General features: G+C 65.2%; 9 protein-coding genes. 5 read left to right on the top strand and 4 right to left on the bottom strand.

The annotated features are described in order from the left end of the window. Positions 1-2: 2 nt before the first annotated feature. From glgX to treY, 3 genes are read left to right on the top strand one after another with little or no spacing between them, the layout of a single operon-like run. A complete protein-coding gene (gene glgX / locus JQ603_RS12875; protein WP_212339826.1) occupies positions 3-2081 on the top strand; it encodes a glycogen debranching protein GlgX in 2079 nt (692 codons plus the stop codon). After that, positions 2078-3829 (top strand): malto-oligosyltrehalose trehalohydrolase, encoded by a 1752-nt coding sequence (gene treZ, locus JQ603_RS12880; RefSeq protein ID WP_212339827.1) that lies wholly within the window; start codon positions 2078-2080, stop codon positions 3827-3829. Before glgX ends, treZ begins: the two co-directional genes overlap by 4 nt. A gap of 1 nt (position 3830) precedes the next feature. Further along, entirely contained in the window at positions 3831-6617 is a 2787-nt protein-coding gene (gene treY, locus JQ603_RS12885) for a malto-oligosyltrehalose synthase (protein ID WP_212339828.1), read from the top strand. A gap of 3 nt (positions 6618-6620) precedes the next feature. On the opposite strand, the gene JQ603_RS12890 is transcribed toward treY, so the two are convergent. After that, the gene (locus tag JQ603_RS12890; protein WP_212339829.1) at positions 6621-6938 is read right to left on the bottom strand and encodes a polyhydroxyalkanoic acid system family protein; all 318 of its coding nucleotides are present in this window, start codon (positions 6936-6938) and stop codon (positions 6621-6623) included. Positions 6939-7117: 179 nt separating this feature from the next. On the opposite strand from JQ603_RS12890, the gene JQ603_RS12895 reads away from it, so the two are divergent. Further along, the gene (locus JQ603_RS12895) at positions 7118-7282 is read left to right on the top strand and encodes a DUF3309 family protein (RefSeq protein ID WP_018318514.1); all 165 of its coding nucleotides are present in this window, start codon (positions 7118-7120) and stop codon (positions 7280-7282) included. Positions 7283-7403: 121 nt separating this feature from the next. On the opposite strand, the gene ligD is transcribed toward JQ603_RS12895, so the two are convergent. Then, positions 7404-10070, bottom strand: coding sequence for a DNA ligase D (gene ligD, locus JQ603_RS12900; RefSeq protein WP_212339995.1), 2667 nt, complete (start codon positions 10068-10070; stop codon positions 7404-7406). Positions 10071-10188: 118 nt separating this feature from the next. Here ligD and JQ603_RS12905 point away from each other — a divergent pair, with 118 nt between their 5' ends. Beyond that, positions 10189-11070 carry a Ku protein gene (locus JQ603_RS12905; protein WP_212339830.1) on the top strand — a complete coding sequence of 294 codons (882 nt, stop codon included), beginning with the start codon at positions 10189-10191 and terminating at the stop codon, positions 11068-11070. 129 nt (positions 11071-11199) lie between these two features. On the opposite strand, the gene JQ603_RS12910 is transcribed toward JQ603_RS12905, so the two are convergent. Then, positions 11200-11889, bottom strand: coding sequence for a response regulator (locus tag JQ603_RS12910; protein WP_212339831.1), 690 nt, complete (start codon positions 11887-11889; stop codon positions 11200-11202). Continuing rightward, positions 11886-14609, bottom strand: a complete 2724-nt coding sequence (locus tag JQ603_RS12915) for a sensor histidine kinase (protein ID WP_212339832.1) — start codon at positions 14607-14609, stop codon at positions 11886-11888. The genes JQ603_RS12910 and JQ603_RS12915 overlap by 4 nt, the downstream gene beginning before the upstream one ends. Positions 14610-14625 lie beyond the last annotated feature (16 nt).

Consider the following 14625-nt stretch of genomic DNA (forward strand, 5'->3'; position numbering starts at 1 on the left):
ATATGCGCCTGACCGCCGGATCGCCCGCACGCCTCGGCGCAAGCTGGGACGGACGCGGCACCAATTTTGCGCTGTTCTCCGCCAACGCGCAGAAGGTCGAGCTCTGCCTGTTCGACGCCCAAGGCCGCCGCGAGCTCGAGCGCGTCGAACTGCCTGAAAGGACCGAGGACGTCTGGCACGGCTATCTCAACGACGTCTCGCCCGGCCAGCTCTACGGCTACCGGGTGCACGGCCCCTACGAGCCCGAGCACGGTCACCGTTTCAATGCCAACAAGCTGCTGCTCGATCCCTATGCGAAGCGGCTCTCGGGGCGGCTGGTCTGGAGCGATGCGCATTTCGCCTACCGCACCGGCTCGCCGCGCGAGGACCTGTCGTTCGACCGGCGCGACAATGCGCGCGGCATGCCCAAGGCCGTCGTGGTCGACGAGACCTTCAACTGGGGCCGGCGCGAGATCCGGCCGAACATCCCCTGGGAAGACACCATCATCTACGAGGCTCACGTCAAAGGTTTGACGCAGAAGCGCGACGACGTGCCGCCGAATTTGCGCGGCACCTATGGCGGCCTGTCCTCGCCGGCGATGATCGATCACCTGAAGAAGCTCGGCGTCACCACCATCGAGCTGCTGCCGATCCACAGCTTCGTCGACGACCGCATATTGGTGGAAAAGAAGCTCGCCAATTACTGGGGCTACAACACGCTGTCCTTCTTCGCGCCGGAGCCGCGCTACGCCCAGGACAATGCGCTGGATTCCTTCCGCACCACGGTCGCGCGCCTGCACGATGCCGGCATCGAGGTGATGCTCGACGTCGTCTACAACCACACCGCCGAGGGCAACCATCTCGGCCCGACGCTGTGCTACCGCGGCATCGACAATGCCTCCTATTACTGGCTCAACCGCGAGAACCCGCGCTATTACGACGACTTCACCGGCTGCGGCTCGTCGGTGAACCTCACCCATCCGCGCGTGCTGCAGATGGTGATGGATTCGCTGCGCTACTGGGTCGAGGTCTGCCATGTCGACGGCTTCCGCTTCGATCTCGCCACCACGCTCGCGCGCGGACCGAACGGTTTTGATCGCGGCATCTCGTTTCTGACCGCGATCCGGCAGGATCCGGTGCTGGCCGCCGTGAAGCTCGTCGCCGAGCCCTGGGACCTCGGCCTCGGCGGTTACCAGGTCGGCGCATTCCCCTCGCAATGGTCGGAGTGGAACGACCGCTATCGCAGCGCCATGCGCCGTTACTGGAGCGGCGAAGGCAGCCTGATCGGCGACATCTCCAGCCGCATGACGGCGTCCTCCGACCTGTTCAAACACGACGGACGGCGGCCGCGCGCCAGCATCAACCACATCACCGTGCATGACGGTTTCACGCTCGCCGACCTCTTCAGCTACAACGAGAAACACAACGAGGCCAATGGCGAGGACAATCGCGACGGCTCCAACGACAACCACAGCAACAATTGCGGCGTCGAGGGAGCGACCGACGATGAAAAAATCCTGGAGCTGCGCCGGCAGCTTCGCAGGAACGTGCTGGCCTGCCTGATGCTGGCGCAGGGCGTCCCGCTGATCCTCGCCGGCGACGAGGTCGGCAATTCGCAATCCGGCAACAACAACGCCTATTGCCAGGACAACGAGGTCGGCTGGGTCGGCTGGGACAAACTCGGAGCGGAGGGCGAGGACATGGTCGATTTCGTCGGCCATCTCGCCGACATCCGCCGCCGCTTCTCGCAGCTTCGCAGCCATCGCTGGCTCGACGGTCGCCCCAAGGACGGCAGCTCCTACGGCGCGCTGTGGCTGACGCCCACAGGCAGCGAGATGACGGAGAGCGACTGGACATTCCCGGATGGGCGGTTTCTCTCCTATGTGATGGGACCGATGGAACCGGGCGGGGCTGCGATCTTTATCGTCCTGAACGCCGCGCCCGAAGAGATCGCATTCAAATTGCCCGAGATGACCGAATACAAGAGCTGGCAGCAGATCCTGAACACGACCGATGCCAAGCTGAACACCATCGACTTCCCGTCCGGAAGCGATAGCAAGGCGGCGCCGCGCTCCGTGCTCGCCTTCGCGGGGGCGTCATGAGGCCATCCTTCGGGGCGCGGCCAACGAAAGACGGCGTGTCGTTCCGGCTGTGGGCTCCCGGCGCGCGCCGTGTCGATCTCCTGCTCGACCGCAGGCACGCGATGCAGCGCCGGCAGGATGGCTGGTACGTGGCCGAGATTGCCGGCCTCACCCCTGGCAGCCCCTACAAATTCAGGATCGACGACGAGATCGACGTGCCCGATCCGGCCTCGGCTTTCCAGCCCGAAGACGTGTTCGGCCCGAGCGAGGTGATCGATCACGACGCCTTCGCCTGGCGCGCGCAGGATTGGCGCGGCCGGCCGTGGGAAGAGACGGTGCTGATCGAGACCCATGTCGGCACCTTCACGAGCGAAGGCACCTACCGCGCCATGATCGACAAGCTCGATCATCTCGCGGCGACCGGCGTCACTGCGCTGGAATTGATGCCGCTGGCCGATTTCGCGGGACGCCGCGGCTGGGGTTATGACGGCGTGCTGTGGTATGCGCCCGACAGCGCCTATGGCCGCCCCGAAGATCTGAAGATGCTGATTGACGAGGCCCATCTGCGCGGGCTGATGGTGTTCCTCGACGTCGTGTACAATCATTTCGGCCCTGAAGGAAACTACCTCGGCCGCTATGCGCCGTCTTTCTTCACCGATGCGCACACACCCTGGGGCAGCGCGATCGACTACAGGGTGCCGCAGGTGCGCGCCTTTGCGGTCGAGAACGCGCTGTCCTGGCTGACCGACTACCGCATCGACGGACTAAGGCTGGACGCCGCCAACCACATCATGGCTGTCCCCGGCGAACAATCGATGCTGCAGGACCTCAGCGTGACCGCCGGCGAGCTTGCCAGGGCGACGGGGCGGCACATCCATCTCGTGCTGGAGAACGGCGACAATCGCGCCAGCCTGCTCGACGCCGCTCAGGAGCCGCCGAACGGAAAATATCGCGGCCAGTGGAACGACGATTACCATCACGTCTGGCACGTGATGCTGACCGGCGAGCTCGCCGGCTACTACGCCGACTACCAGACCCCGCGCATGGATCTCTCTCGCGCGCTCGCTTCCGGCTTCGTCTACCAGGGCGAGATCTCGGAATTCTGGGGCAAGAAGCCGCGCGGCGAGCCGAGCGGCCAGTTGCCGCCTTCGACCTTCGTCAATTTCCTGCAAAACCACGACCAGATCGGCAACCGCCCGCTCGGCGAGCGACTCGAGGCGCTCGCATCGCCGCAGCAGATCGAGGCGGCGCTCGCAGTCACCCTGCTCGCGCCGATGGTGCCGATGCTGTTTCAGGGCGAGGAATGGGGCTCGAAGGTCCCCTTCCCGTTCTTCTGCGATTTCCAGGGCGGCCTTGCCGATGCCGTGCGCAAGGGCCGCAGGCAGGAATATGGCTGGGCCTATGAGACATACGGCGACGAGGTGCCCGACCCGCTCGATCCCGCAACACTGCAATCGGCTGTGCTCGACTGGACCGGGCGTACGCCGGAGCAGAACGCACGATTAGCTTTGGTACGAGAGCTGCTCGCGCTCCGGCGCAAGGAGATCATGCCGCGGCTGAAGGGCGCAAGCTTCGGCGATGCGGAGGCGGCCGACAACGGTCTGCTCAGCGCACATTGGCGCATGGGCGACGGCACGACGCTGCGCCTCATCGCCAATCTGTCGGACCACGAGATCACCTCCAATGTCAGCACCGGCACGCCGATCTGGGGCGGCGCGGCCGGCGATCGGCTTCCGCCCTGGTCGGTGGTCTGGCGCCTCGGAGGTTGACATGCCTCCCGCGATTCCCATTGCGACCTACCGGCTTCAGCTCACCGCGGATTTCGGCTTCGACGAGGCCGCCGCGGTGGTGCCGTATCTGGAGGCACTTGGGATCACGCATCTCTATGCCTCGCCGGTGATGAAGGCCCGCAAGGGCTCGACGCATGGCTACGACACCGTCGACCACAGCCAGCTCAGTCCCGAGCTCGGCGGCGAAGCCGGCTTCGCGCGGCTGAGCGAGGCGCTCAGGCAGCACGATCTCGGTCTCATCATCGACTTCGTGCCCAACCATGTCGGCGTGCACTTTGCCGACAATCCCTGGTGGCTCGACGTGCTGGAATGGGGACAGGCCTCGCCGCACGCGATCTCCTTCGACATCGACTGGGATCAACTGGCCTATCGCGCCCGCGGCGGCGTGCTGCTGCCGATCCTCGGCTCCTCCTATGGCGAGGCGCTGGAGCGCGGCGAGATCGAGCTGCGCTACGATCCCGATGAGGGAAGCTTTTCGGCCTGGTATTTCGAGCATCGCTTGCCGATCGCGCCCGAGCGCTATGGCGAAATGCTGCGCGTGATCGTGAAGGAGGCGGATGCCGCGGAGACGGAGGCCGGCAAGCGCCTGCTCGCGCTTGCGGCGCGCTATACGGGATTACGCCGCCCCAATCGCAAGGAAGCGCCGGGATTCAAGTCGGAGCTCAAGGAGATCGCGGGCGCGGCCGACATCATCAGCCGCGGTCTTGCCGCCTACCGCGCCGCCAAGGACCGTCCCGCGCAGACACTGGCGCTGCATCACCTCCTGGAGCGCCAGAACTACAAGCTCGGCCACTGGCGGCTCGCCTCCAGCGACATCAATTATCGCCGCTTCTTCGACGTCAACGGCCTCGCTGGCCTGCGCGTCGAAGATCCCGGCACCTTCGCCGCCACGCACCGCCTGGTGAAGCAGCTCGTCGCCGACGGCAGATTGCAGGGTATCCGCCTCGATCACATCGACGGTCTGCGCGATCCCGCGCAATATTGCCAGCGGCTGCGCCGGCTGGTGCGCGATGCGCAGGGCAAGACAAGATCGTTCTACACGGTGATCGAAAAGATCCTCTGCGAGCACGAGAAGCTGCCGCATTTCGCCGGCGTCCAGGGTACCACCGGCTATGAGTGGATGAACGTCATCACGCAGGTGCTGGTCGATCCCCAAGGGCTGGAGGCGCTGGACGAGACCTGGCGCCAGGTCAGCAACCGCTCGCCGCGGCTTGCGCCTTACGTCAAGGAGGCCAAGCGGCGCGTGCTGGAGACGCTGCTGACGAGTGAATTCACCGTGCTGACGCGCCTGCTCGCGCGCATCGCCAACGGGCATTATTCGACCCGCGACTTCTCGGCCGACAGCCTGCGCCAGGCGCTCGAGCTCTATGTGCTGCATTTCCCGGTCTATCGCACCTATCTGACCACGGCCGGGGCGACCGCGCACGACCGCAAGCTGATCGAGGACACCATCGCGCGCGCCCGCGCCGAGTGGTTCGCCGCGGACGAAGGCATCTTCGACTTCCTGCGCGATGCCCTGACCATGGATCTGCTCAAGCCCGGACGTCCCCCTCACAGCACGCCGCGCGTGCGCCGCTTCGCGCTGAAGGTGCAGCAGTTCACCGGGCCGATGATGGCAAAGTCGCTGGAGGACACCGCGTTCTACCAGTTCCATCGGCTGCTGGCGCTGAACGAGGTCGGCGGCGATCCCGCGAGCACCGGCCTCACCGTCCCCGCTTTCCATGAGGCGATGCGGGCGCGTGCCCGGGAGTGGCCGCTGGGGATGACGGCGACCGCTACCCACGATACCAAGCGCGGTGAGGACGCGCGCGCCCGGATCGCGGCGCTCAGCGAAATCCCCGGGGAATGGACCAGCGCGGTGTCGCGCTGGAAGGTTCTGAATGCGCCGCATCTTGCGCTCCACGGCCATCTGCGCGCGCCGTCGGCGACGTTCGAATACATGCTCTACCAGACCCTGCTCGGCGCATGGCCGCTGCAGGGGCCGCCCGGTGCCGGTTTCGTCGAGCGCATCCAGGCCTATGCGCTCAAGGCCGCGCGCGAGGGCAAGGAGGAGACGAGCTGGCTCAACCCGCACGAGGCCTATGAGAGCGGCGTCAGGAGCTTCATCGAAAAGATCCTCGATCCCGCGCTGTCAGGCGAATTCCTGGAGGCGCTGCAAACCCTGGCCCGCCGTCTCGCGCTGCTCGGCGCCCTGAACTCGCTGAGCCAGCTCACGCTCAAGGCGACGCTGCCGGGCGTGCCCGACTTCTATCAAGGCACCGAATTCTGGGACCTGTCGCTGGTCGATCCCGACAACCGCCGCCCCGTGGATTTTTCCGCGCGCGATACGGCGCTGGCGTCATTGCAAGCACCGGACTGGAGCGAGCTGAGCAGGACCTGGCCGGACGGACGGCTCAAGCTCGCCTGGACGCGGCGCCTGCTCAGGCAGCGCAACGAGCTCGGCGACGTTTTCGCGCAAGGCGACTATCAGCCGCTGGAGGTGCGCGGCACGCATGCCGAGCACGTCATCGCGTTCGCTCGCCGCCGAGGCCGCTCGGCAGCGATCGTCATCGTCGGACGCCGGTTTGCGCCGTTCACGCAAGCCGGCCGGGAATGGCCCGCCCGCGAGAGCTTCGACGCGACCGTCGATATCACGGGCTATGCCGCAGCGGGACTTGCAGGCAACGCACTGCCGATCGCACAGGCTTTCCGTGATCTTCCGGCGGCTGTCATTGCGGCCCGCGCAGCAAGCGCGATCAGGCCTGCGCGGCAGCGCGTAAGCGCCTGAAACTCACTTTCCGTCGTCCTTGGTCAGAAGCAGCTGCCCGCGCTTCTTGATCGTCGCCTGCGCCATCTCGGCAAAGCGCTGCAACAGCCACGGCAAGACCACCTGAACCTTGACGTGATCGTCGGCGACGTCGACCTGACCGGTCGCGACCTGGCCGAGCGCGCGGATGCGGAAATTCATGCTGTCGCCGCTCCAGCGCTCCTCCTCGACCTGCATCACGGGAATGCTGGCCGCCGCGCGGCCAAGCCCGGCCTTGAGCCGGCGCACCGCCTCTTCGCGGCCGAGGCGATGCGGAATGGAAACGACAAGCGGTGCTGACATGGTCCTGCCCCGTGCTGATTGATCCTCACTTAGTGATGCCGTCTGCGACCATAAAGGTTCCATGCAACTTGCACCTGTCGCCCCGTTTCAAAACCGGAACTTTAAAACCTGCGGCAAGTTGCCCTCACACACGGGACAGGTGCAAACGACCCTTTCTGCAAGGGCTGGAGGAGACTCGCATGTCAATCGGCACGATCATTCTGATCATTCTAGTCATCGCCCTGCTCGGCGGCTTCAGCGGCATTGGCGGCGGCCCGTTCTACGGCACCGGCTATTACGGCGGCGGCGGCCTCGGGCTGGTCATCGTCATCCTGCTGATCCTGCTGCTGATGGGACGGATCTAGTTGCAGACTTCGTAGGGTGGGTTAGCACGCGGTCGCGCAAAGCGCGGTCCGCGAGCGTAACCCACCACCTCTGTCTCTGCGGAAACCAAAGAGGTGGGTTACGCCTTACGGCTAACCCACCCTACTTCTTCCCCGCCAGCTTCTTCATCGCCGCCTTGATCGACGCGGCCGCATCATCATAGCCCTCCCACGCCTTCGAACGCGCCAGCAGGCCGGGTACGGTCCTCACCGTGTATTTCTTCGGATCGAGATCGCTCTTCACCTGCGCCCAGGCGAGCGGCATCGAGACCGTGGCGCCATCACGCGCGCGGGGAGACAGGGGCGCTACCGCCGTCGAGAGCCGATCGTTGCGCAGATAGTCCAGAAAGATCTTTCCGTCCCGCAGCTTCTTCGACATGTTGAGCAGATAGCGCTCGGGATCGTCATCGGCCATCCACCGGCAGATTCCTTGCGCAAACGCCTTGGCCTCCTTCCAGCTCACCTTGTCGCGCGCACCATGGAGCAGCGGCACGACCACATGCAGGCCCTTGCCGCCCGTGGTCTTGCAGAAGCTTTCCATACCGACATCGCTGAGCCGCTGCCGCATCTCCTTGGCCGCCTCGACGACGTCGGCAAAGTCGACGTCCGGCGCGGGATCGAGGTCGAACACCAGCCGGCCCGGCGTGTCATAGGCATCCGGCGCACAATTCCAGGGATGCAGCTCGAGGCCGCCGATCTGCGCCACCGCCGCGAGCCCCTCGACGCGATCGATCTGCAAGTAGGGCTTGCGATCGCCGGAGCCTTTTGCGAGCTCGAGCAGGTTTGATGTGCCCTGCATCGCGTGCCGCTGGAAGAATTTTTCGCCGCCGATGCCATCGGGTGCGCGCAGGATCGAACAGGGGCGGCCCTTGATGTGCTCGATCATCCATGCGCCAACGGATTCGAAATAGCGCGCCAGATCGAGCTTGGTGACGCCCTCGCCGTCGCCGCCGTCCGGCCATAGCTCCTTGTCGGGCTTCGAGATGACGACGCCAATGACCTCGGCGGTGCCGGCGTCCTTCTTGCCAGCTTTTGAAACGACACGCTTCCGGGCCGAAGGTTTTGCGAGCGCGGTATCGACCGGCGTCTCGGCCTCGACCTCCTCGGCCGGCTTGTCCTGCCGCAAGCCCTTGAACGCGGCCTGGCGGATATTGCCGTCGGCGGTGAAGCCGGCAAATTCGATCTCGGCGACGAGCTCCGGCTTCAGCCAGTGCACGTCGCGCGTCTTCTTCGGGGCATTCTTGCCACCGAACGGACTCTCCTTGGCCTCCATGGCCTTCAAGGAGGGCATGATGCGCTTGACCGTGTCGGCGCCAAAGCCAGTGCCGACCATGCCGACGAAGGCGAGATGATCACCGCGATGCACGCCGGCCATCAGCGAGCGGAATTTGCCGTTGGTGGTCTTGTAGCCGCCGATCACGACCTCATGCCCAGCGCGGCACTTTGCTTTTGTCCAGCTCTCGGTTCGCCCCGAGCGGTACGGCGTGTCCAGCTTCTTCGACACCACGCCTTCCAGCTCGAGTTTGCAAGCCGATTCCAGAACGGCATCGCCACCGCTCTCGAAATGCTCGACATAGCGGATCTGGGCCGACTTCCGCTTGCGCGCCTCAAGCAATTCCTTGAGTCGCGCCTTGCGCTCGCCGAGCGGCAGCCGGCGATAGTCCTGATTTTCCGCGAAGAGGAGATCGAAGGCAAAGAAGATGAGGTCCTCGGTCTTGCCGTCGGACAGTGCGGCCTGGAGCGAGGAGAAATTCGGCGCGCCGTTGTGGTCGAGCGCGACGATCTCGCCGTCGATCATGGCATCCGGCAGCGAGCCCGCCTCCTTCGCGATCGAGGCGAACTTGTCGGTCCAGTCCAGGCCCTTGCGCGTCTTCAACGTGGCCTCGCCGTCCTCGACCCGGAGCTGCACGCGGTAGCCGTCGAACTTGATCTCGTGGCACCAGCCCGCGCCGGCCGGCGGCCGCTCGACCGACGTGCAGAGCTGCGGCGCCACGAAATCCGGCATCGCCGAGACCTTCCTGGCATTCGTGGCCGTCGTCGTCTTCTTTCCTTTCTTTCCGGCGGCCTTCAACGCCGTGCGCGGCGCCGGCTGGACGGTCCTGCCTTTCGTCTCCTCGGCCCGATTGGATTGCCAGACCGCATTCGCCTTGGCCTTGCCCGTGCCCTTCGCCAGCATGAACGGCTTTGGCGCCCGGCCCTTGCCTTCGGCGATCTGCTCCATCGCGCGGCCCGAGGCGACCGAGGTGTCCTCGTCGAGAATGTCGTTGGCCTTGCCTTCGCGGGCATAGTCGTCGCGATGCTTGATCAGCAGCCAGTTGGTGCGCTTTTCGCCGCCGCGGTTGCGCATACGCACCAGGACCCAGCTGCCATGCAGCTTGTCGCCGTGGAGCGTGAACTTGAGGTCGCCTTTCTTGAAGCCGGCTTCGGGATCGTCGGATTCCCACGTGCCGCGGTCCCACAACATCACGGTGCCGCCGCCATACTGGCCTTCCGGAATCGTGCCTTCGAAATCGCCATAGTCGAGCGGGTGATCCTCGACCTCGACCGCGAGGCGCTTGTCGTGCGGATCGAGCGAAGGCCCTTTCGTCACGGCCCAGGACTTGAACACGCCGTCGAATTCGAGCCGGAAATCGTAGTGCAGCCGCGACGCGTCATGCTTCTGGATCACGAAACGACGCTGTTCCGATGGTGCCACCGCGGTCTTGCCGGATGGCTCGGGCGTCTTCTCGAAGTCACGCTTCTGTCGGTAGGTGGAGAGTTTTCGCAGCACGACCGGTCCCGCTTCTCTTTTGGTTTTCAAAGCCTATCACGGCAAAAGTCCCACCCGGAACCAAAACACAATGGAGGGGTTGGGGTTCCAAAACACCTTGAAAACGCTGGAGAATGCAATGGCCCCGCGCGCCTATTGGAAGGGAACGTTGAAGCTGTCGCTGGTCAGTTGTCCCGTCGTGCTCTACCCCGCGACGACAGCGGCCGAGAAGACCCGGTTTCATATGATCAACCGCGAGACCGGCAACCGTCTCAAGCAGCAGATGGTCGACGCCGAGACCGGCGACGTCGTCGAGAGCGACCAGAAGGGACGCGGTTACGAGCTGCGCAAGGGCAAATATGTGGAGATCGAGCCGGAGGAACTCGAGGCGGTCCAGATCGAGAGCAACCACACCATCGACATCGAGAGCTTTGTGCCGAGCGAGGAAATCGACCAGCGCTATCTCAACCATCCCTATTACATCGCGCCTGACGGCAAGGCCGCAGCCGACGCTTTCGCGGTGATCCGCGATGCCATGAAGGATCAGGATCGCGTGGCGCTCGCCAAGATCGTGCTCACCAACCGCGAGCACATCATCGCGATCGAGCCGCTCGGCAAGGGCCTGCTCGGCACCACGCTGCGCTACCCTTACGAGCTCCGCGACGAGGACCAGTTCTTCGACGACATCAAGAGCCCGAAAATCACCAAGGACATGGTCGAGCTCGCCGGCCACATCCTGCACACCAAGGCCGCGCATTTCGATCCCGGCGAATTCAAGGACGAGTACGAGAACGCGCTGAAGGCGCTGGTGAAGCGCAAGGCCAGCGGCAAGAAGATCGAATTGCCCGAGCCCGAGGAGCGCCCGAGCAACGTCGTCAGCCTGATGGATGCGTTGAAGCAGAGCCTGAAGCGGCGCGGGGGGAAAACGTCGGCGAAGTCGCATGCGCGCCGTGCCACGGGACGGCAGCGCAGTCCGCGAAAGTCGCACCGGGCAGCGGCGAGGCACAGGAAGGCGGGGTGAGGAGACCGCTCGCCCCATACTCGATATCGTAGGGTGGGCAAAGCGGAGCGTGCCCACCACCGTTATCGAAATCGAGAGAATGGCGGGCACGGCGCTTTGCGCCTTTGCCCACCCTACAGGTCTGTGGGGTCAATCCCCCGCCTTCAGCCGGTAGCCGATCCCCGTCTCGGTCAGCACATATTGCGGACGCTCCGGATCGGCCTCGATCTTCTGGCGGAGCTGGCGGACATAGACGCGCAGGTATTGCGCATCGGTCAGCTCGTCCCACAGCTCCTTCAACAGGAACCGATGGGTCAGCACCTTGCCGGCGTGCTGCACCAGCACGCGCAGCAGGTCGTATTCCTTCGGCGACAGTTTGACGTCGCGCTCGCCGACCTTGACGATGCGGCGCACGAGATCGACCGAGAGATCGCCGGTGCGAAACACCGGGCGCTCACCCTGCACCTGGAGCTGGTGCCGCAGCGCGGCGCGCAGGCGCGCGAGAAGCTCGTCCATGCCGAACGGTTTCGTCAGATAGTCGTCGGCACCGAGATCGAGCGCCTGCACCTTGCCGGCCTCGTCGCCCCGGCTCGACAGCACCACGATCGGCACGGCCTCGTTGCGGGCCCGGATGGTGCGGAGCAGCTCATGACCCTGGATGTCGGGCAGGCCGAGATCGAGGATGATCAGCGCGGGTCCTTCAGCGAGCTTTTCCAGCGCCGACTTGCCGTTCGGTGCTTCCAATATCTCATAGCCCTGCGTCGTCAGCCCCATCCGCAACAATTTGCGGATCGGCGGCTCGTCGTCGATGACCAGGACCTTGATCGGGGCGGCACTCATGCGGCGGTATCCAATGCGTGGGTCTGTGCCGGAACCGGCAGACGGATGGTGAGGATCGCGCCGCTCCGGTCATTGCGATTGGCGGCCGAAATCGTGCCCCGCATCGCCTCGACGAAGCCGCGGGAGATGGCGAGCCCGAGGCCCGTGCCGGGACGGACGTGATCGCCCTTCTGCGCGCGGTAGAACTTGTCGAACACGCTCTCGAGCTCGTGGGACGGAATGCCGTCGCCTTCGTCGGCAACCTCGAGCACCACCTGATCGCGCTCGCGCCGGCTCCGGATCGAGATGGTGGTGTCGGGCGGCGAATATTTCGCGGCATTGTCGAGCAGGTTGAACAGCACCTGCTCGAACAGCACGGCATCGAGCTGCAGCATCGGCAGATCGGCGGCCAGCACCAGCTCGACCTTGTGCGCGGTCAGGATCTTGCTGGCGCGGCGCAGCGCGCTGCCGATGATCTCGCCGAGATCGTGCAAGGCCGTGTTGGGCACGATGGCGCCGGACTCGAGTTTGGTCATGTCGAGCAGATTGGCGATGAAGCGGTTGAGCCGCTCGGATTCGTCGATCACGGTGGCGAGCAGGTCGCGCTTCTCGGTGTCGGACAAGGCACCGGCGAGATCGCGCATGGTCGAGGCCGCCCCCAGCACGGAAGCGAGCGGCGTCTTCAGGTCGTGCGAGATCGAGGTCAAGAGCGCCGAGCGCAGCCGCTCGGATTCGACGGTGCGCTTGACGCGATCCATGTCCTCGACCAGCAGCACGCGCTCGATCGCGAGCGCGCCCTGGTCGACCAGCGCGTCCAGCAGCCGGCGCTGGTCCGGCGTCAGCAGCGGACCGGTGCGGTCGTTGTCGATGCCGATGACGCCGATGGGGCCGCGCCCGGTGCGCATCGGCAGAAACAGCCGCTTTGCGCCCGGCAACGTGTCCGAGCCACGGCCGGCGGAACGATCATTGCTCCAGGCCCAGTTGGCAGCGGCGAGGTCGGCCTGGTCCAGTTGGTCCTCCGGCGGATAGCCTGACTTCACCGTGAGCAGACCGTCCTCCGGCAGCAGCAGCACGACGCGCACCTTCAGCATCAACGCGATCTGGTAGGCGCTCGCCCAGAGGACGTCGTCGAGCGTGGCGGTGCCGGCGAGCTTGCGGCTGAAGGCATAGAGCTGCTCGGTCATCCTGATCCGGCCGATGGCTGCATCGGCCTGCGTGCGCACGCGGCCTGCTACATTCGACACCACGAACGCGATCAACATGAAGAAGAAGAACGCCGCGACGTTGGTTGGATCGGTGATGGTGAAGGTGTAGACCGGCGGCAGGAAGAAGAAGTTATACGCCAGCGACGCCGCAACGCTCGCAAGCAATGACGGCCACAGCCCATAGCGGACAGCCACGGCGACCACCGCGGTCAGGAACATCAGATCAACGTTCTCGATGCCGAAATAGGGCTTGATGGCCACCGCTGCGGCTAGGCCGAGTGCGGTGATCCCGAGCGCCTTCAGATAAGGAAGTGCATCAAACGGCTCGGACCGTGCCGCGGTCTGCACCACTGTCTTTGGCGCCGCCTCTTCGGAGAGCTCGTCGCCGGGGATGACGTGGACGCTGATATTGCCCGCACGGCGCACCAGATCATGCACCACCGAGCCGCGCGTCATCTCGAACCAGCGCGAGCGGGTCGATTTGCCGATCACGATCTGGGTGACGTTGTTGCCATGCGCGAAGTTGATGACGTCGTCGGCGATGCGGCGGCCGACGGCGGGAATGGTCAAGGCTTCGCCGCCCAGCGCCTCCGCGAGCCGCAGCGTATCGGCGAGACGATCGCGCTCCTCGTCGGACAATTGCAGCGAGCGCCGGGTCTCGATCGAGATCGCGGTGAACGGTGCATGCAGCCGGTCGGCCAGCCGCTTGGTGTAGCGGACGAGGCCAGCCGCGCGTGGATCTTCGCTGACACAGACCAGGATGCGCTCGCCCGCGGCCCAGGGGCCGGCGATCGCATTCGCCTGCATGTGGTTGAGCAGCTGCTCGTCGACCCGTTCGGCCGTCCGCCGCAGCGCGAGCTCGCGCAGCGCGGTCAGATTGCCGGGCGAGAAATAATGCTCCAGCGCCCGCTCGGCCTGTTTGGGGACGTAGACCTTGCCCTCCCTCAGCCGCTGGATCAAATCGTCGGGCGTGAGGTCGATCAGCTCGATGGCGTCGGCGCGGTCGAACACCGAATCCGGCACGGTTTCGCGCACCCGCACATGGGTGATCTGGGCGACGACGTCGTTCAGGCTCTCGATGTGCTGGATGTTGACGGCGGTGTAGACATCGATGCCGTGGAATAGCAGCTCCTCGACGTCGAGATAGCGCTTGGGATGGCGGCTGCCCGCGGCATTGGTGTGGGCGAGCTCGTCGACCAGCGCGATTTGCGGCCGCCGCGCGATCACGGCGTCGAGGTCCATCTCCTCGACGATCTGGCCGCGGTAATCGAGCCGCTTGCGCGGGATCACTTCGAGGCCGCGCACCAGCGCCTCGGTCTCGGCGCGGCCGTGGGTCTCGACGAAGCCGACCACGACATCGATGCCGGCCTTGCGCTTGGCATGAGCGCTCTGCAGCATCTCGTAGGTCTTGCCGACACCGGGGGCGGCGCCGACGAAGATCTTCAGCTTGCCGCTCGCGCTTTCCTCCCGGCGCGCAGCTTCCAGCAGCGCCTCGGGAGACGGACGTTGTTCGGGATCGCGGCGCTCTCGGACCATGCTGTCAATATAATCA

The sequence above is a fragment of the Bradyrhizobium liaoningense genome (assembly GCF_018130825.1).
GTDB lineage: Bacteria > Pseudomonadota > Alphaproteobacteria > Rhizobiales > Xanthobacteraceae > Bradyrhizobium > Bradyrhizobium liaoningense_B.